This window comes from Marinobacter sp. (genome assembly GCF_041690455.1).
Taxonomy (GTDB): domain Bacteria; phylum Pseudomonadota; class Gammaproteobacteria; order Pseudomonadales; family Oleiphilaceae; genus Marinobacter.
This window is the reverse complement of sequence record NZ_JAWLHI010000003.1, coordinates 38,560-58,140: the sequence shown is the minus strand read 5'-3', so window position 1 is coordinate 58,140 and position 19,581 is coordinate 38,560. Positions and strand designations below refer to the sequence as shown.

Sequence of the window (19,581 nt, the reverse complement as noted above, 5' to 3'; positions counted from 1 at the left end):
GCATTGACTTGGCGAGCCCGGCCGGTTGTCCAGCCGGTCAAGGTAGTACCCATAAAGAATAAAAGCGGGATCATATGCAGGAACTTCGTGACGCGGGAGTAATGTTACGCCTGATTTACGAGGCAATGAAGAAAAAGGGTATCGATACCGATGCCATCTTCAGTCGCCTGGGCGTAGATGAAAGTTACGTATACACCGACCAGTTGCGCACGCCCCACAGTGCACAGCTGTACTTCTGGCAGGCCGTTGAAGACGTCTCGGGTGATCCGGATATCGGGTTGCATCTCGGGCCACTGCTGCCCGCCTACAAGGGCCAGGTACTCGAGTACCTGTTCCTCAGCAGTCCAACCTTCGGTGAGGGGCTGCGCCGGGCCCAGAACTATCAGCGTCTGCTGAGCGATGCGGCCAATACCGATTTCTTCATTGAGGGCGATGACGCCTGCATGGTGCTCGACGCCGCATCTGACGCGGTTCGCCGCCTGAAACACTTCAACGAGTGCTTTGTCCAGGGCCTGATCACCTTCTTCCGTTCCGTTACCGATGACAATTTCTATCCGTCGCGCATCGAGTTCGAGCATGAGCGGGAAGAAGGCCAGGAACACGCCCGGGAGGTTCTGGGCTGTGATGTGGTCTTCGGGGCCCCTGAGAACCGGCTGTACTTTCCGGCCAAGCTGCTGGCCCACGCCTCGCCCCATGCCGAGCCGGAATTGCTGGACCTCCATGAGCGGTTCGCCAGCGAGCAGGTTGCACGCCTGGAGAAGAAGGATATCGTGGGCCAGGTGGAACGGATTGTCGCCGAGCTGCTGGACAGTGGCGAGGTGACCCTTGATGCGGTGGCCGAACGCCTTGGTATCAAACCCCGGACCCTCAGGACCCGTTTGACCGAGGCCGAAACCAGTTTCAACCAGGTGCTGGCGGATTTCCGCTATCGCCTGGCCCGGCAATTGCTGGCCACCACGGACGAATCTATCGACGAGATCGTTTATCTGACCGGTTTCTCCGAACCCAGTACCTTCTATCGGGCCTTCAAACGCTGGTCCGGCATGACACCGATCGAGTACCGGAAGACCTCTCAGGGCAAGGACGCTCTGGTCGATGCTATGTAAGCAAACTTTTTCAGACTTTTTTCAGGAAAAACGTTGACATGGCTGGGGGCGTCTTTATAATGCGCCCTCGTTGTCACCGAGCAGTCACACAGAGGGCTGCAAGCCTTTCGAGGCGTAGGTGATAACCCGCGCGGAGCGGTAGTTCAGTTGGTTAGAATACCGGCCTGTCACGCCGGGGGTCGCGGGTTCGAGTCCCGTCCGCTCCGCCATTTTTTCCTCCTCCTTTGTTGTTCTCTTGGTCCATTCCGGATCCTGAAATATTACTGTCACATGAAGCGTTTACCTTGGCGATTAAAGTTCGCACGAGGGTCAAGTCATGTCTGACTACGAAGAAGAGTTGCTGGAAACCCGTCTGGATGAATTCGAGGATGATGGCGAGTTCATTGATGACGCCACCGAGCTCTAATCCCGTTTCCGGTTAATCCCCGTTATTTTTGTTTATCCGCATTTGCCGGCGATGCTCGCCGGGGCTGACCTCGAACCAGCGCTGGTAGGCTTTGTGAAAAGCCGGTGGGTTGGCAAACCCCAGCAACCAGGCAATTTCCGACAGGGAGCTGTTGGTTTCCTTCAGATAGTCCAGTGCCAGCTGTTGTCGGGTCTCGTCCAGTAGTAACCGGAAGTTGGTGCCCTCTGCCGCCAGTTGCCGTTGCAAGGTCCACGGCGAGGTGCCGAGTCGCGCGGCAACCGTCTCCAGACCCGGTGTTTCGCCACGGAACAGCGGTGTCATCAAGTGCCGCACCCGGTCCGAGGTGCTCCATCCCCGTTTGATCCTTTCCAGTTCACGTTCACACATCACGCAGAGTTGCTCGTGCATGGCCGGGTGCGCCTGGTTGCTCGGTTGATGCCAGGCACTGTCCTTGAGCGTCAGGCTGTTCTCTGCGGCGCCAAATTCCACCGGGCAACGGAACCAGCTTTCAAACAGCTCGTCCAGGCCAAGGGATGTGTACTCGATACGCACCTTCTCAAGCACGTCATAACGGCCGGTCAGGGTACGTGCCAGCTGGGTCCAGGCCGCAAGCACCGAGTCCACGACGAAGTAATTGAACCGGTTGTAGGGGCGGATCGAGTAGAAGCTGACTTCCCTCCTGTCGGGGTTGGCACCAGGATGCCCGCGGCTGTTCTGGCTGGTGAGCCTTGAATAGCGCACCAGCCTCATCAGTGCCTGCCCGATGGTCGGTGCGGTTTCCGCTGCCAGGCCAGCCAAGCCGGCGTCGATCGGGCGGGACAGAGCCCCCATTCGCAGTCCCAGTGCGCGGTTACCAGTCAGTCTGATGGCTGCCTCTCCCATTCGCATGAAACGGGGAATGCTGATCCGGGCTTCCGGGGAGGCCAGTGCGATGTTATCCAGGTTGAATTGTTGTGCCAGCGCCTCGTGATCTGCGCCTTCCTCCGCGGCAGCGCGCAGCAGCACCGAGACGTACAGGAGACTGATGTCGCCGAGGGCGTTGCGGTTTTCGGGCTTTGAGGGTGTTGTCACGGATCATTCCTGATTAGGTGTTGTTTCAGGATAACATAAAGTTATTTGAGGATATTGAGAGCGGTCAGCCGGATCGCTACTTTGTGCGTATAACGAAAGACGGCCGCAACGCTGGCCGCCACCACGAGGAGATCAATATGACCGCGACACCGGGCACGCAGAAATACCCGCACCTTCTGGAACCGCTGGACCTTGGCTTTACCCGTCTGCGGAACCGCACTCTGATGGGCTCCATGCACACTGGCCTGGAGGAAGCCAGGAACGGCTTTGACCGTCTGGCGGCTTTCTATGCCGATCGCGCCCGAGGTGGTGTTGGTCTGATTGTCACCGGTGGTATCGGCCCCAATGAAGAGGGCGCGGTCTTCCAGCACGCGGCCAAGATGAATACCGAGGAAGAGTCCGATCGCCACAAGGTGATCACCGAGGCGGTGCACGAGGCCGATGGCAAGATCTGCATGCAGATTCTCCATGCCGGCCGCTATGCCTATTCGCCGGCACTGGTGGCGCCGTCCCCGATCCAGGCACCGATTAACCCGTTCAAGCCCAAGGAGCTGGACGAGGAGGGCATTGAGAAGCAGATCAATGACTATGTGAACTGCGCGGCACTGGCCCAGCGGGCCGGGTACGACGGCGTCGAGATCATGGGCTCCGAGGGCTACTTCATCAACCAGTTCATCGTTACCCACACCAACCAGCGCACGGATCGTTGGGGTGGCAGCTACGAGAACCGGATTCGCCTGCCCATCGAGATTGTGCGCCGGGTGCGGGAGCGGGTTGGTGAGAACTTCATCATCATCTACCGGCTGTCCATGCTGGATCTGATCGAGGATGGCAGCACCTGGGAAGAGGTGGTTCACCTGGCCAAAGAGATCGAGAAGGCGGGTGCCACCATCATCAACACCGGCATCGGCTGGCACGAGGCCCGGGTGCCTACGATTGCCACCTCGGTCCCCCGTGGCGCCTTCACCAAGGTGACGGCCCGTCTGAAGGGTGAAGTGAGCATTCCGCTGGTGACCACCAACCGGATCAACATGCCGGAGGTGGCCGAGAAGGTCCTGGCCGAGGGGGATGCCGACATGGTTTCGATGGCCCGGCCATTCCTCGCGGACGCGGACCTGGTGCTGAAGGCAGCGGAAGACCGTGCCGACGAGATCAACACCTGCATCGGCTGCAACCAGGCGTGCCTGGACCATACCTTCAGCGGCAAGCTGACCTCCTGCCTGGTCAACCCCCGCGCCTGCCACGAAACCGAGCTGACCTGGGTGAAGACAACCAATCCGAAGTCCATCGCCGTGGTTGGTGCCGGCCCGGCCGGTCTGGCCTTTGCGACCGTGGCCGCCGAGCGTGGTCACAAGGTCACCCTGTTTGACGCTGGCAGTGAAGTGGGTGGTCAGTTCAATGTCGCCAAGAAAATCCCTGGCAAGGAGGAGTTCCATGAGACTCTCCGTTACTTCCGGGTGATGCTCGACAAACACGGCGTGGATGTCCGTCTGAACACCCGTGTCAGCGCCGACGACCTGAAAGCCGGAGGCTTCGATGAAGTGGTCCTGGCCACCGGTGTTGAGCCGCGAACTCCGGAGATCGAGGGTATCGACCATCCGAAGGTGATCGGTTACCTGGATGCGCTGCTCGAGCGCAAGCCGGTTGGCCGGAAGGTGGCGGTCATTGGTGCCGGCGGCATCGGTTTCGACGTCTCCGAGTTCATCGTGCACCAGGGGGCTTCTGCGTCCCTGGAGACCGGCGAGTTCATGAAGGAGTGGGGGGTCGATCTGAGTGTCGAGCATCGTGGTGGTATCCAGGGCGTGACACCGGAAGTGCCGGAGCCGGCGCGCGAGGTTTACCTGCTTCAGCGCAAGGCGTCCAAGGTGGGTAAGAACCTCGGCAAGACCACGGGGTGGATTCACCGGACGTCCCTGAAGAACCGTCACGTGCAGATGGTTCCGGGGGTTTCCTATCGCAAGATCGATGACGAAGGCCTGCACATCACCGTGACACCGAAAGGTGCCGAGAAAGGTGAGGACAAGGTACTGCCGGTAGATACGATCATCATCTGTGCCGGCCAGGAGCCGCTGCGGGAACTGCAGGCCGGCGTCGAGGCCGCCGGGCTCCCGGTTCACCTGATTGGCGGTGCCGATGTGGCGGCCGAGCTGGATGCCAAGCGGGCCATCAATCAGGGCAGTCGGCTGGCCGCGGAAATCTGATCACAAAACGTTGCAGTTTTTATCTGTCCATCGACATTTGTCTGGCTAGACTATTGGAAAGCCTACGGTTATCCGTAGGCTTTCTGGTATTGGTGCATGCCGCTGGACGAATTTTCCGATGGAACGCTCCGGGGAAGCGAAGCGTGTAAGTGTCCAATTTCTGAATCCTGGAGATGGAATGATGGTTTCTGCCGATCAGGCAACCGATGGCTACTCAGCCGTGTTTTTTATGGAGGAGGGGCGTATTGCCCGTCAGATGCGCGCTTCGGAGTTCGGCGCTTTCCTCGACGGTTATGTCGGTTTATCTGACCTGGCGGAAACGGACGTAAAGGCTGTCCTGATCGAGCTGGGGGGCGACCTGCTGGTGCGCTCCCTGGTGTTCTTCAGGATCTGGTTTGATGAAGAGGGCCGCGCTGACACAAGCTGGAACATTCCCATTGAGGCCTTGGCCAAAGACGGCGCCAAGGGGCCGGATATGGGCGCGGGTCCGATCCGCCTGGTGTGTCGCAGCCAGTGCCCGGATCCGAAGTTCGCCAAGGAACTCTGGGACCCGGATATGACGCCGGGCAACAACCATTTCCTCGCCATCCGCAAGGCGGTGGAAAGCAATACCCTGAGATTCCAGAAGATCGAACCCGTCGAGGAGGACATTCCCGTCCTCAACGCCAAGGAAGAGCCGGCGAAGAAGAAGGAGACGGAGAAGGAGGACGAGACACCGGCCTCGGAAGACCGGGCCCGCCTGGCGCAGCTGATCCGCGAACAGCGCTTGCGCATCAAGACCTTGCAGAGCGTGCACCGGGATTCCCTGGCGGATCTCCAGCGGGAGCACCGCAATGAAATGCAGTCCCTGCGCAGCGAAATGGCGGACCTGGAGCAGAAATACGAGCGCCAGCGGCTGACCAGTGAGCAGCTCAAGCAGCGACTCTCCGAGCGCAACGAACAATACCTGTCCATACAGGAGCAGATCGGGAGCGCCGACGAGGATAAAAAGCGGGACGACGCCAACGTCGGGGCCGAACTGGTTCTGCTCCGGGAGCAACTTGAGCGCAAGCAGCGTGAGCTGGAAATGCGTGACGAGAAAATTGTCTCCCTGGAGGAGGAGAATCACGAGTTGCGCCACCGGGAGCCGCCGGAGAACTCCATTCTTGACCATCTGCGCAAGCAGTCGGTCTTTCTCGTGGCCTACCATGCCGGTGTGGGTCACGTGACCCTGCCGTTCGAAGACATTGAGACCTACTTCACCAACCCCGTAGCCTATGCCGCCGAACGTTGTGGTATGAATGAGCCGGCCTACCGGGAATGGCTGGAGCACTATGAGAATCCGGTGTGCTGCCACAAGGACGGGGACGACAACCAGTGTGACGAACCCATCATGCGGGTGAGCCAGCCGGCGGAATTCCGTCCGGGTGTGGACGACCGCTGCGAGCAGCACCAGGCCTGATCCAAGCATCTTTTTTCAGAATCCAGCCGACTTTCGTTACACTGTACGCCATCGTTGCAGGGTAGCGGAGATGCTGTTCCCTGTTGCATCCCGGGATCACAGGAATTTTCATGGATCAGTTCAGGAATATCGGCGTAATCGGACGGATGGGCAGCGTCAAGGTGGTGGAGACGCTGAGGCAACTCAAACAGTATCTGCTTGCCCAGAACTACCAGGTCATTCTGGAAGAAGACACCGCGGGAATGATTCCCGGCCATGGCCTGCAGGTGGCCAGCAAGAAACTGCTGGGTGAAATCTGCGACCTGGTGATCGTCGTCGGCGGTGACGGCAGTTTGCTGGGGGCCGCCCGGGAGCTGGCAAAGTCGAAGATTCCCCTGCTTGGTGTGAACCGGGGGCGCCTCGGATTCCTCACCGACATTTCTCCTTCGGATCTTGAAGAGCGTCTCGGCAAGGTGCTGGAAGGGGAGTACATCGAGGAAACCCGCTTCCTGCTCGATGGCAATGTCGAGCGTAACGGTCAGCCGCTCGGTTTCGGCAGTGCCCTGAACGACGTGGTGCTGCATCCGGGCAAGTCCACCCGGATGATCGGCTTTGACCTGTTTATTGACGGCCACTTCGTTTACAGCCAGCGCTCCGACGGCCTGATTGTCTCCACGCCCACCGGTTCCACCGCCTATTCCCTGTCTGCCGGTGGTCCGATCATGCACCCGAAGCTCGACGCCATTGTGCTGGTGCCCATGTTTCCCCACACCCTGAGCAGCCGTCCCATCGTGGTGGACGGCAAGAGCGAGATCAAGCTGGTCATCGGGGATACCAACGAGACCTATCCGCAGGTCAGCTTTGATGGCCAGATGAATATCTCCTGTGCGCCCGGGGATATCATCCGGATCACCAAAAAGCCGTTCAAGATCCGGCTGATCCATCCGACGGACCATAACTTCTATGCCACCTGCCGTGACAAGCTTGGCTGGGCAAGTGAAATCGCAGCGAGTTGATCATGGCTGGTAAGAATTCTTCCGCAAATCGCGGTTTCGATATCATCGGCGACATCCACGGTTGCGCCCACACCCTGGAAAGGCTCCTGGACCGGATGGGGTACCGCAAGGTCAACGGGGTATACGAGCATTCCCGGCGCCAGGCCATTTTTATTGGCGACATCATTGACCGGGGTCCGCGTATCCGGGAAGCACTGCACCTGGTGCGGGACATGGTCGAGCACGGCTCGGCGCGGATTGTCATGGGCAACCACGAGTACAACGCCCTGGGTTACTGCACCCGTGCCCGCCCGGGCAGCGGCAAGACCTGGTTGCGGGAGCACAACCCACGTCACGATCGGCTGATCAAGGAAACCCTTGACCAGTTCGATGCCCATCCCCACGAGTGGAACGAGTTTCTTGAGTGGTTCTACACCATCCCCCTGTTCATCGAGGAAGAGGACTTCCGCGTGGTACACGCGTGCTGGGATGGTGACCTGATCGAGAAGTTCAAACGTGTGCAGGGGGGTGCCTGCATTGACGAGGATTTTCTCCATGCCTCGGCGGCCATCGAGTCCTTCGCCGGACAGGTGATGGATACGCTCCTTCGGGGCACGGACCTGCGTTTGCCGGAGGGTATTTCGATCACCGGAAAGGACGGCTATGTGCGAGAGTTCTTCCGGACCAAATTCTGGGCAGACCAGCCCCATACCTATGCCGATGTGGTGTTCCAGCCCGATCCGTTACCGCCAGAGGTGGCGAAACACGTGCTGACCGACGATGAGCGCAAACAGCTCATCTGTTATCCCCTGGACGCGCCACCAGTCTTTGTCGGCCATTACTGGATGGAAGGCCGGCCGGCACCGCTGAAGCCCAATGTGGCCTGCATCGATTACAGTGCGGTGAAGTACGGCAAGCTGGTGGCCTACCGGTTTGACGGCGAGCGGGCACTTTCCCGGGACAAGTTTGTCTGGGTAGATGTGGAGCGGCCGGAAGCTCCGGAGTACCCCACCAGCGAAGACAGTGTCGCGCGCTAGCGGTTTGTCTTCCGGTAAGCCAATAACCCTGATCATGAGGTGAGAATTGTATCGGGTAAAGCAGTTGGATACCTCGGTGAACCTTGCCGACTTCAGCCAATGGCTGAGGGGGCAGGGCGTGGGGCATCGTATAACGGAAGAAGGCGGGCAGCAGGTGCTCTGGCTGGAACATGAAGAGCACACCGAGCCGGTCCTGGCGGCCCTCGAACGCTACCTCGCGGAACCCGGGCTCAGGGAAGTGGTAGCCAGCCAGAACCGCTCGCCGGCCTTTGTCGGAGGGCGCTGGCAGCCGGCGCCCCGGCACGCGCCCATGGTCCTCGGACTGATTGTTTTTGCCGTGGTGATGGTCTGGCTGACGGGTATGGGCTCCAATGAGCTCTCTGCCGCCCTGATGGTGGTGGACCCCCGGAACTATGAGTGGACCACCTTTGATGGTCGCATCGATGCGCTTTCGGCCACGCTGGCCAGCGGCCAGGTCTGGCGTCTGATCACGCCGGATTTCCTGCATTTCAGCTGGACTCACATCATTTTCAATTCGGTGATGCTCTGGTTCCTTGGCAGCCAGGTTGAGTGGTTCGACGGCAAGGGCCGGCTGATTGCCCTGTTCCTGGTAACCAGCCTGTTGTCCAATGGTTTGCAGTACCTGGTGTCCGGGCCTTTGTTTGGTGGCCTGTCCGGCGTGGTGTACGGGATTCTCGGTTATTGCTGGCTGAGCCAGCAGCGAGCGCCCCGATTCCAGTTCCCGCCGGCACTGGTAACCTTTGCGGTGATCTGGATGGTTCTCGGTTTTACCCCATTGCCGGAAATGCTGGGGCTGGGCAGGATGGCAAACGAGGCTCACCTGGGTGGTTTTGTCGCCGGACTGCTCTGCGCGCTGGTTTTGCCCGTAAGGAAAGGGTGAGCGGGATAAAAAAAGCCCCGCCAAAGAGCGGGGCGTAAAGAGAGCTTTTAGCTCCTGATGAGAGAGACCAAATGATACGACCGTCGTCATTTGGTGAGGTAATGATAATTATTATCGTTTGCATCTGTCAAACGGTTGTGCCGATTTTTTTGTGAAGGTTTTTTCAGGAGAGCGAAATGACTTACGAAGAGCTGATCGAACGTCTGGATCCGGCGGTATACCGGAACCTTCGCCAGTCCATTGAGCTGGGCAAGTGGCCGGATGGTCGCAAGATGACAGCCGAACAGCGCGCTATCAGCCTCGAAGCGGTGATTTACTACGAGAACAAACACAACGTGCCCGAAGAAGAGCGGGTAGGTTACCTGGACCGTGGCAGCAAGGCAGGAACGGCCTGTGATCCTTCCGTCCAGCACACCACCAGCCAGAACCGGGATGTCGATCCGGACCAGTTCGTAGAGGTCAAGTCTTGAGCGAAGCCATTGATGTAACCGGCCGGTTGCGCAAGATGCCGGTGGAGGCCGGGCAGCCGGTTGCCTACACCATTGCCGTCGGTGATGCCCGGGTACCGTTGAACGATCTGATCGGTCACTCCATCCGGATCGATTTTGACGGGGTCATCCGCTGCATCCATTGCGACCGCAAGACCAAGAAGAGTTTCAGTCAGGGCTACTGCTATCCCTGTTTCCGCAAGCTGGCGGCCTGCGACAGCTGCATCATGAGCCCGGAAAAGTGCCACTATCACCTCGGCACCTGCCGTGAGCCGGAGTGGGGGGAGGCTCACTGCATGGTCGAGCACGTGGTGTACCTGGCCAATTCGTCCGGACTCAAGGTCGGCATCACCCGCGCTTCCCAGGTGCCGACCCGCTGGATTGATCAGGGGGCGGTGGAGGCCATTCCCATGGTCCGGGTCAGGACCCGTTACATCGCCGGGCTGGTGGAAGTGGCGTGCAAGAGCCATGTCACCGATCGCACCAACTGGCGCGCCATGCTCAAGGGTGATGTGCCCGAGCTGGACCTTGTGGCGGAACGCCAGAAAATGCTGGCGGCCATCGCCACCGATATCGCGGAACTGCGAGAGGTCCACGGTGACGACGCCATCCGGGAGGTGGATGAGTCCGGGCTCGGGCTCAGTTATCCGGTCGAAGTCTGGCCGTCAAAGATCAAAACCCATAATCTGGACAAGACACCGGAAGTGGAAGGGATTCTGGAAGGCATCAAGGGCCAGTACCTGATTCTCGACACCGGTGTGATCAATATCCGCAAGTTTACCGGGTATGAGGTCCGCTTCCGGGCGGACGCCAGCTGAACCAGAATTCCGTGGAGAATGTCATGCGTAGCAACCAGCCACAAACCATTTACCTGAGCGAATACCAAGTACCGGCGTATCTGGTTGATCATGTGGATCTGAGGTTTGAGCTTTTCGAGGAAGGCACCCGCGTGCACAGCACGTTATCGGTACGCCGCAACCCTGATTCCAGGGAGTCCGGTGCGCCGCTGGAACTGGATGGTGACAGTCTCAAGCTGGAATCCGTCGCCCTTGATGGCACCGTACTGTCGGCGGCCGATTACGAGGACCGGGGCGATCAGTTGGTGATCCCATCGGTGCCCGGGCAGTTCGAGCTTTCCGTGGTTACCTGGATCGAGCCCCAGAACAACACCCGCCTCGAAGGCCTGTACAAATCTTCCGGCATGTTCTGTACCCAGTGCGAGGCCGAGGGCTTCCGCTGCATTACCTTCTTCCCGGACCGTCCGGATGTCATGGCCTGTTTCAGAACCCGTATCGAGGCTGACAAAGCTTCCTATCCGGTGCTGCTGTCCAACGGTAACGACGTTGACCGGGGCGGGCTTGAGGGTGGTCGCCATTTTGTCACCTGGGAAGACCCGTTCCCGAAACCCTGTTACCTGTTTGCCCTCGTGGCCGGCGACTTGGTGGAGAAGCGGGATACCTTCCGCACCTGTTCCGGCCGCGACATCGACCTGCGCATGTACGTGGAACCACGCAATGCACAGAAGTGTGACCACGCCATGGACTCCCTGAAACGGTCCATGCGCTGGGATGAGGAAGTCTATGGCCGGGAATACGACCTGGACATCTTCATGATCGTGGCCGTCGATGATTTCAACATGGGCGCCATGGAGAACAAGGGCCTGAACATCTTCAACTCGTCCTGTGTGCTGGCCAGCCAGGATACCGCCACGGACGCCGCCTTCCAGCGTATCGAGGCGATCGTAGCCCACGAGTACTTCCACAACTGGTCCGGCAACCGGGTCACCTGCCGTGATTGGTTCCAGCTGAGCCTGAAGGAAGGTTTCACGGTGTTCCGGGATTCCCAGTTCTCTGCCGACATGGGCTCGCCGACGGTCAAACGGATCGAGGACGTGACCCTGCTGCGCACAGCCCAGTTTGCCGAGGACGCGGGCCCCATGGCCCACCCGGTGCGCCCGGCTTCCTACATGGAAATCTCCAACTTCTACACCCTGACCATCTACGAGAAGGGCGCTGAGTTGGTGCGCATGATTCACAACTTGCTCGGGCCGGAGATGTTCCGCAGGGGGAGCGACCTGTACTTCGAGCGTCATGACGGTCAGGCGGTGACCACCGATGATTTTGTCCGCGCCATGGAAGATGCTTCGGGGCGTGATCTGACCCAGTTCCGTCTCTGGTATGAGCAGGCGGGCACGCCCGTACTGAATGTCTCTGATGAGTTTGATGCGGAGCAGGGCGTTTATCGCCTGACCATCGAGCAGTACATCCCGGATACCACGGGCCAGAGCAACAAGAAACCGCAACACATCCCGTTTGCCCTGGGCCTGCTGGGCAGCCGGGGCGAGGCCCTGCCGCTCAGGCTTGAGGCGGGCGAGGACAACGCACCGGCCGAGCGGGTGCTGGAGTTGACCGAAGCGAGTCATACCTTCGAGTTCCACGGCATCAGTGAACGCCCGGTGCCCTCGCTCCTGCGCCACTTCTCCGCGCCGGTGCGGGTGAATTACCCGTGGTCGCGTGAGCAGTTGCTGTTCCTGATGAGTCACGACCCGGACGGATTCAATCGCTGGGATGCCGGCCAGAGGCTGGCGGTGGACGTGATCCAGTCCCTGGTGGGTGCGCCGAAAGATGCAGCCGTCGAGCCGCGCCTGGTGACGTCCTATCGTCACCTGATCTCCGACTCCTCCCTGGATCAGGCGCTGGTGGCCAAGATGCTGCAGCTGCCTTCCGAGGCGTACCTGATCGAGCTGGCGGACAATGCCGATGTCCCGGCCATCCACCGTGCCCGGGAGCGGGTGCTCAAGCATCTGGCCATCTCGCTGCGGGATGAACTGGTTGCCTGTTACCGCCGCAACCTCGAGTCCGGAGACTATGAGGTTACACCCGACGCGATTGCCCGCAGGAGTTTACGCAATACGGCCCTGGCATGGCTCCTGATGATCAATGATGAGGAAGGGCGTGAGCTCGCTCTCCGACAGTACCGTAGTGCCGATAACATGACGGATCGCATGGGCGCACTTCGGGCCCTGGTGAACTCCGATTACGGGGAAGACCGCAAACTGGCGCTGGAAGAGTTCTACCAGCAGTTCCGGGAGGACCCACAGGTCATCGAGCAGTGGTTCTCGGTCCAGGCTTCCAGTGACCGTGCCGGGCAGCTGCCCCGGATTCATGCCCTGCTGGAGCACCCGGCATTCGACTGGAAGAACCCCAACAAGGTGCGTTCGGTGGTGGGGGCTTTTGCCGGCCAGAACCTGGCGGCCTTCCACAATCCGGATGGCTCGGGCTATGACTTCCTGGCCGAGCAGGTGTGCCGTCTGGACGACAGCAATCCGCAGATTGCCGCCCGCCTGGTGACGCCCCTGACCCGCTGGCAGAAGTTCGCCCCGGAGTACAGTGAACAGATGAAAGCAGCGCTCGAACGCATCCGTGACAAGGATGGTCTGTCCCGGGATGTCTACGAGGTGGTACACAAGAGCCTGGCTGGCTGAGCCGCCAATGTCCGGCTGTGGCAACAGAGCCGCTGTCACAGCCGGATACAAAATCGCACTTTCGGTCGATAGACAATGTTGCCCGGTCCGTTAGTCTAATTGAAAGTCTCAAGCTCCATGAGACCACAACAAAAAAGCCCTTCAAGAGGCTTCCAGACGGATTTAAGGTTAGACCATGATGTATAACAAAAACACGCTGTTGAGTGGCCTGTTGGCCCTGTCTGTCTCGGCTGTACCCGCCTACGCTGCTGTCTCCCAGAGCGAGGCTGCCCGTCTTGGCAACGAACTGACTCCATTTGGCTCTCCGAAAGCCGGCAACGCTGCCGGAACCATCCCCGCTTGGGACGGCGGGCTGACCAAGCCGCCGGCCGGTTACCGGGAGAGTGGTCAGCACCATATCAACCCGTTCCCGGATGACGAGGTGCTGTTCACGATCACGGCCCAGAACATGGATCAGTACAACGAATACCTGACCGACGGCGTCAGGGCCATGTTCGATACCTATCCCACGACCTTCCAGATTCCGGTGTACCAGACCCGTCGCACCCATGCCGTGCCGGACTGGGTTGCCGAGAACACCCGGGATAACGCCACAAGTGCCGACATCGTGGGCGAGGGCGCCGGTATCGAGGGTGCCTACGGTGGCTATCCGTTCCCCATTCTGCATGGCAATGATGAAGAGAAGGCCTGGCAGGTCATCTGGAACCATCTGACCCGCTGGCGTGGCGTTTATGTGACCCGCCGCTCCAGTGAGGTGGCGGTCCAGCAGGATGGCGACTACTCGCTGGTGACATCCCAGCAGGAAGCTTTCTTCAACTACTACAACCCGGAAGGTGACGAGAGTACCTTGGACAACGTCATCTTCTACTACCTGTCATTCACCCAGTCTCCGCCCCGTCTGGCCGGTGGTGCGATCCTGATTCATGAAACCATGAACCAGATCATCAACCCCCGTAACGGTTGGGGTTATAACGCCGGCCAGCGCCGGGTCCGTCGTGCTCCGAACCTTGGCTATGATTCCCCGATCGCGGCTTCCGATAACCTCCGTACAGCGGACGACACCGACATCTTCAACGGTGCCCTGGACCGCTATAACTGGACATACCTGGGTAAGCGCGAGATCTACATTCCCTACAACAACTACCTGATCGGGGAAAAAGGCCTGTCCTATGACGATATCCTCGGTATCTCCCACATCAATCCCGAGTTGACCCGCTGGGAACTGCACCGGGTGCACGTGGTCGAGGCGATTCTGAAGCAGGGCGAGCGCCATATCTATGGCAAGCGCCGTTTCTATGTTGATGAGGACAGCTGGAACACCGTGCTGCTCGATCAGTATGACGGCCGGGGTGAGTTGTGGCGCGTCACCATGGGCCTGCCGAAGAATTATTATGAATTACCCGGTGTGTGGACGGTGCTGGACGTCTATCATGATCTTCAGGCCCGCCGTTATCACGTTCTCGGACTCGATACCGAAGAGCCCAATACCCGGGTATTCACCGATAAGGTTCCCAACAAGCGCTACTTCTCGCCGGCCTCACTGCGCCGCAGGAGTGTTCGCTGAGGCGCGAGGATCGCAACCCCGCCCAAAGGGATTGGCAATCAACATACCGGCAGTCGAGAGGCTGCCGGTATGTTTACAGTTAGAACCGGCATTACCGGACAGAGACACACAGTAAAAACAACCGATAGGCAAACCGAATGGCTACAAGCTTGATGCGTAAAACCCTGGGTGCAACCTGCCTTGGGCTTTCCATGGCCTGTGCATCTCCGGCTGTATTGGCAGTGGGGGATTTGCTTGAAACACCGGCCCGTCCCACGGAACTCGCCCCCGAAAGCCTGCTGAACGACGTTGCCGTTGCCGGCGACCGTCTTGTGGCGGCGGGCGAACGTGGGCACATCATCTACTCCGACGACGAGGGGCAAAGCTGGACCCAGGCCGAGGTGCCGGTGTCCGTTACCCTCACTGGCGTGGATTTTGGTACTGAAAGCCATGGCTGGGCCGTGGGCCACAGTGGCGCGGTGCTGCATTCGGGTGATGCTGGCGCAACCTGGGAGCTCCAGCTTGACGGTATTCGGGCAGCTGAGCTGGCCATCGCCAGCCAGGAAGATTCCATCGCCGAAATGGAAGAGCGCATCGAACAGGCGCCTGAAGAAGAAAAAGAAGACCTTGAGTGGGCGCTGGATGATCTTTTCTTCCGCCTCGAAAACATGCAGGCGGATCTGGATATCGGTCCGGTGAACCCGTTCCTGGATGTCTGGTTCGAGAACGACAGTCACGGCTTTGTGGTTGGTGCCTACGGCATGATCTACCGCACGACTGATGGCGGGGAAAGCTGGCAGGATTGGTCGCCGAAGCTGGACAACCCCCAGGGTTTTCACCTGAATGCCATCTCCAGCATCGCTGGCGGAGCCCTGTTTATCGTGGGTGAGGCGGGCCAGATCCATGTCTCCATTGACGGCGGCGAAACCTGGGAGCGCCGTGAGAGCCCCTACCCGGGGTCACTGTTCGGCGTGATTGGCACTGGCCGCGTCAACGAAGCCCTGGCTTTCGGCCTTCGCGGCACCCTGATGTATTCCGCGGATCTCGGCAAGTCCTGGTCAGTGGTCAATACCGGGTCCACCACTACGCTCAATGACGGTGCCGCCGAAGGCGACCGGATCATCCTGGTTGGTAATGGTGGTGTGGTGCTCACTAGTGGTAACGGAGGGGATACCTTCCGCGAATACCTGCGTGATGACCGTCAAGGGGTAATGGGTGTGGTGCCGGTTTCGGACACCAATCTGCTCCTGGTAGGCGAGGGTGGCGTCAAGCACGCCGATCCCCAAGGCAAAAACCTTCAATAACGCCCTGATGTGGCAACAACAGAACCGATAATAGAGGGGCTTTTGAATGTCCAACCCGAAGCATGACAAGGGCGAACATTACCTGACCACGCCAAAGGCGGAACCGTTCCTGGAACGTCTGATTTTCAACAATCGGGCGGTCATCCTGGTTCTGCTCACTATTCTGACCCTGTTCCTCGGCTACAACGCGGTCAAGATTCAGCCGGATGCCAGTTTCGAGCGGATGATTCCGCTGGAGCATCCGTACATTGTCAACATGCTCGAGCACAGGGACGACCTGGAAAACCTGGGTAACTTTGTGCGGATTGCCGTGGAATCCAAGGACGGCGATATCTTTTCGCAAGAGTACATGGAGACGCTGAAGCAGATTACCGATGAGGTGTTCTATCTCAGCGGCGTTGACCGTTCAGGCTTGAAGTCGTTGTGGACTTCCAATGTGCGCTGGGTGGAAGTAACCGAGCAGGGTTTCCAGGGCGGTACGGTTATTCCGGATGACTACGATGGTTCCCGGGAAAGTCTTGAGCAGTTGCGTCAGAACGTGCTGCGCTCCAATGAAGTTGGCCGTCTGATCTCGGATAACTTCAAATCAACGATTGTCTACGCACCACTGTACGAGAATGATCCGGAGACCGGTGAGCCGCTGGATTACGGAACCTTCTCCCGTCAGCTGGAAGAAAAGATCCGGGAGAAATACGAAGCCCAGAATCCCAATATCGACATCCACATTGTCGGCTTCGCGAAGAAGGTGGGGGACCTGATTGAGGGTATCGGCTCCATCGCCTGGTTTGCAGGTATCACCATTGTCCTGACCACGCTGCTGCTGTTCTGGTATTCCCGCAGTATTACCGGAACCCTGGTGCCGGTTTTCACTTCGATTATTGCGGTGTTCTGGCAGTTGGGCACCCTGCGCATGCTGGGCTACGGACTGGATCCGTACTCGGTTCTGGTACCCTTCCTGGTGTTTGCTATCGGAATCAGTCATGGCGTGCAGATCGTCAACGCCATGGCGGTGGAAGCGGCCAAGGGCTTTGATCCCATTACCGCCGCCCGTCTTGCATTCCGGGCGCTCTATATTCCGGGCATGCTGGCGTTGATTTCCGATGCTTTCGGCTTCCTGACCCTGTTCTTCATCGAGATCGATGTCATCCGGGATCTGGCGGTTGCCGCCGGTATTGGTGTCGCCTTTGTGATCATCACCAACCTGGTGCTGCACGTACTGATCATGTCCTACATCGGTATCTCCAAGGGTGGTGTGCGCCATGTTCAGAACCACGGTGAGAAGCAGGATCGCAAGTGGCGACTCCTGTCCAACTTCTCCCATCCGAGTGTCGCGCCCATCTCCCTGCTGATCGCGGTGATCGGCCTTGGTCTTGGCCTCTACTACAAGCAGGACCTGAAAGTAGGTGACCTGGACCAGGGCGCACCGGAACTGCGCAAGGACTCCCGCTACAATCAGGATAATGCCTACATCATCGACAATTACTCCACCAGCGCCGACGTCATGGTGGTGATGGTGAAAACGCCGGTTGAGCAGTGCACCCAGTACAGCGTACTGCGGGCCATGGACTCGCTGCAGTGGGAACTGGCGAACACGCCGGGCGTCCAGTCTACGGCTTCGCTGGCGGACGTCTCCAAGATTGTCACCAAGGCGCTGAACGAAGGTAACTGGAACTGGTATGCCATCTCCCGTAACCAGACCATCATCAATGCCTCCATCCGTAACGCGCCTTCCGGGCTGATCAACACCGATTGCAGCCTGACACCGCTGCTGGTGTTCCTGGAAGATCACAAGGCTGAGACCCTGCAGACTGCAGTGGAGGTGGTTGAAGAGTTCGCCCAGACAAACAGCAACGAGGAGCATACCTTCCTGCTGGCGGCCGGTAACGCCGGTGTCGAAGCGGCCACCAACGAGGTTATCTCCAAGGCCAAGGACATGATGCTGATCTTCGTCTATGGCGTGGTGAGCCTGCTGTGCTTCCTGACCTTCCGTTCCATCCGTGCGGTACTGTGTATCGTGATTCCGTTGGGCCTGACCTCGATCCTGTGTGAGGCGATCATGGCGGTCTCGGGTATCGGTATCAAGGTGGCGACCCTGCCGGTTATCGCGCTTGGTGTGGGCATCGGTGTGGACTATGGCATCTACATCTACAGCAAGCTTGAAAAGTACCTGCTTGAGGGCAAGACCCTGCAGGACGCCTACTTCGAAACCTTGCGCTCCACCGGCAAGGCTGTGGTCTTCACCGGTGTGACCCTCGGTATCGGTGTCGTGACCTGGATCTTCTCGCCCATCAAGTTCCAGGCCGATATGGGCTTCCTGTTGTTCTTCATGTTCCTCTGGAACATGATCGGCGCGATCTGGCTGCTGCCGGCACTGGCCCGCTTCCTGCTCCGTCCGGAGCGAATGCTTGAAAAGGCGAGGACAGCGAAATAAGCTTGCCCCCGACGTTCAGAAAAGCCCGCGCTGCGGGCTTTTTTGTTGTTGGCTCAACTGTTTAGAGAGCTAACTCTGACTTTATTTATGCCATAAAGTGGTCTATGTTCTAAGACGGACGCGAAATATGTCCGTATGAGAGACGGGCATTCTTTAATTACAACGAGCAGAAAAGGAACGACTCACATGACACTGAAACTGAAAGCTTCCGCTCTTGCTGTAGCCGCTGCGGTCAGCCTTGGTGCTGCATCCACTTCGGTATCTGCGCAGGAGCAGCGTTTCGTGACCATCGGTACCGGCGGTGTGACCGGTGTTTATTATCCCGCCGGCGGCGCAATTTGCCGTCTGGTCAACATGGACCGGAAAGAGCACGGTATCCGTTGCTCGGTCGAGAGTACCGGTGGCTCAGTCTACAACCTGAATGCCATCCGTCAGGGTGAGCTCGATCTGGCTGTGGCCCAGTCCGACTGGCAGTACCATGCCTACAACGGCACCAGCCAGTTTGAAGACGATGGCGCCAACAAGGAACTGCGCGCGGTTTTCTCCCTGCACCCTGAGCCGTTCACCGTGGTTGCCAGCAAGGCTTCCGGCATCAAGAACTTCGAAGACCTCGAAGGCAAGCGGGTTTCCGTGGGCAACCCGGGTTCCGGCCAGCGTGCCACTGCCGAGGTGCTGATGGATGAAATGGGCTGGACCATGGACAAGTTCTCCCTGGCCGCCGAGCTGAAGGCCGCCGAGCAGTCCCAGGCCCTGTGCGATGGGAACATTGATGCCTTCTTCTACACCGTCGGTCACCCGTCCGGCTCCATCAAGGAAGCGACCACTTCCTGTGACAGCGTAATCGTCAACGTGAACAACGATGCGACCAAAACCCTGATCGAGGAAAACCCGTACTACCGTAAAGCGGTTATTCCGGGTGGCATGTACCGGGGTAGCGACGAGGACGTCACCACCTTCGGTGTTGCGGCAACCTTCGTCTCCTCCACCGATGTGCCGGATGAGGTGGTTTACGAGGTCGTGAAAGCGGTCTTTGAGAACTTCGACAGCTTCAAGCGTCTGCACCCGGCCTTCGCCAACCTGCAGAAGGAAGAAATGGTGCAGGATGCCCTGAGTGCTCCGCTGCACCCGGGCGCTGCCAAGTACTACAAGGAAGCCGGTCTGATCGACTGATCCGGCGTTTCCTGAAAACCGGCC

14 protein-coding genes and 1 tRNA gene are annotated in these 19,581 nt (G+C 59.0%); 14 read left to right on the top strand and 1 reads right to left on the bottom strand.

What is annotated here, in order from left to right:
* The first annotated feature begins 101 nt into the window (after positions 1–101).
* Positions 102–1,106, top strand: a complete 1,005-nt coding sequence (locus ACESMW_RS01150; protein WP_372985251.1) for an AraC family transcriptional regulator — start codon at positions 102–104, stop codon at positions 1,104–1,106.
* A gap of 132 nt (positions 1,107–1,238) precedes the next feature.
* Positions 1,239–1,315: transfer RNA gene (locus ACESMW_RS01145), tRNA-Asp, on the top strand.
* Positions 1,316–1,524: 209 nt separating this feature from the next.
* On the opposite strand, the gene ACESMW_RS01140 is transcribed toward ACESMW_RS01145, so the two are convergent.
* Complete coding sequence (locus ACESMW_RS01140; protein WP_372985250.1) at positions 1,525–2,583, bottom strand: AraC family transcriptional regulator; 1,059 nt, start codon at positions 2,581–2,583, stop codon at positions 1,525–1,527.
* 137 nt (positions 2,584–2,720) lie between these two features.
* On the opposite strand from ACESMW_RS01140, the gene ACESMW_RS01135 reads away from it, so the two are divergent.
* The 12 genes from ACESMW_RS01135 to ACESMW_RS01080 all read left to right on the top strand — a co-directional run bounded on the left by ACESMW_RS01135 (position 2,721) and on the right by ACESMW_RS01080 (position 19,557).
* Positions 2,721–4,784, top strand: a complete 2,064-nt coding sequence (locus ACESMW_RS01135) for an FAD-dependent oxidoreductase (RefSeq protein WP_372985282.1) — start codon at positions 2,721–2,723, stop codon at positions 4,782–4,784.
* A gap of 181 nt (positions 4,785–4,965) precedes the next feature.
* On the top strand, positions 4,966–6,225 hold the full coding sequence (locus ACESMW_RS01130; RefSeq protein ID WP_372985281.1) for a DNA repair protein: 1,260 nt from the start codon (positions 4,966–4,968) through the stop codon (positions 6,223–6,225).
* A 110-nt stretch (positions 6,226–6,335) separates the two neighbouring features.
* On the top strand, positions 6,336–7,220 hold the full coding sequence (locus tag ACESMW_RS01125; protein ID WP_092004477.1) for an NAD(+) kinase: 885 nt from the start codon (positions 6,336–6,338) through the stop codon (positions 7,218–7,220).
* A gap of 2 nt (positions 7,221–7,222) precedes the next feature.
* Positions 7,223–8,236, top strand: a complete 1,014-nt coding sequence (locus ACESMW_RS01120; RefSeq protein WP_372985249.1) for a metallophosphoesterase — start codon at positions 7,223–7,225, stop codon at positions 8,234–8,236.
* A gap of 46 nt (positions 8,237–8,282) precedes the next feature.
* Positions 8,283–9,137, top strand: coding sequence for a rhomboid family intramembrane serine protease (locus ACESMW_RS01115; RefSeq protein WP_372985248.1), 855 nt, complete (start codon positions 8,283–8,285; stop codon positions 9,135–9,137).
* 176 nt (positions 9,138–9,313) lie between these two features.
* Positions 9,314–9,607 carry a YeaC family protein gene (locus tag ACESMW_RS01110; protein WP_372985247.1) on the top strand — a complete coding sequence of 98 codons (294 nt, stop codon included), beginning with the start codon at positions 9,314–9,316 and terminating at the stop codon, positions 9,605–9,607.
* The gene (locus ACESMW_RS01105) at positions 9,604–10,443 is read left to right on the top strand and encodes a DUF2797 domain-containing protein (RefSeq protein WP_372985246.1); all 840 of its coding nucleotides are present in this window, start codon (positions 9,604–9,606) and stop codon (positions 10,441–10,443) included. Before ACESMW_RS01110 ends, ACESMW_RS01105 begins: the two co-directional genes overlap by 4 nt.
* A 23-nt stretch (positions 10,444–10,466) precedes the next feature.
* Positions 10,467–13,109, top strand: coding sequence for an aminopeptidase N (gene pepN, locus ACESMW_RS01100; RefSeq protein ID WP_372985245.1), 2,643 nt, complete (start codon positions 10,467–10,469; stop codon positions 13,107–13,109).
* A gap of 178 nt (positions 13,110–13,287) precedes the next feature.
* Positions 13,288–14,673, top strand: a complete 1,386-nt coding sequence (locus ACESMW_RS01095) for a DUF1329 domain-containing protein (protein WP_372985280.1) — start codon at positions 13,288–13,290, stop codon at positions 14,671–14,673.
* Between the two features lie 137 nt (positions 14,674–14,810).
* Positions 14,811–15,956, top strand: coding sequence for a WD40/YVTN/BNR-like repeat-containing protein (locus ACESMW_RS01090; RefSeq protein ID WP_372985244.1), 1,146 nt, complete (start codon positions 14,811–14,813; stop codon positions 15,954–15,956).
* A gap of 46 nt (positions 15,957–16,002) precedes the next feature.
* Positions 16,003–18,387, top strand: coding sequence for an efflux RND transporter permease subunit (locus tag ACESMW_RS01085; protein ID WP_372985243.1), 2,385 nt, complete (start codon positions 16,003–16,005; stop codon positions 18,385–18,387).
* 186 nt (positions 18,388–18,573) lie between these two features.
* The gene (locus ACESMW_RS01080; protein ID WP_372985242.1) at positions 18,574–19,557 is read left to right on the top strand and encodes a TAXI family TRAP transporter solute-binding subunit; all 984 of its coding nucleotides are present in this window, start codon (positions 18,574–18,576) and stop codon (positions 19,555–19,557) included.
* Positions 19,558–19,581 lie beyond the last annotated feature (24 nt).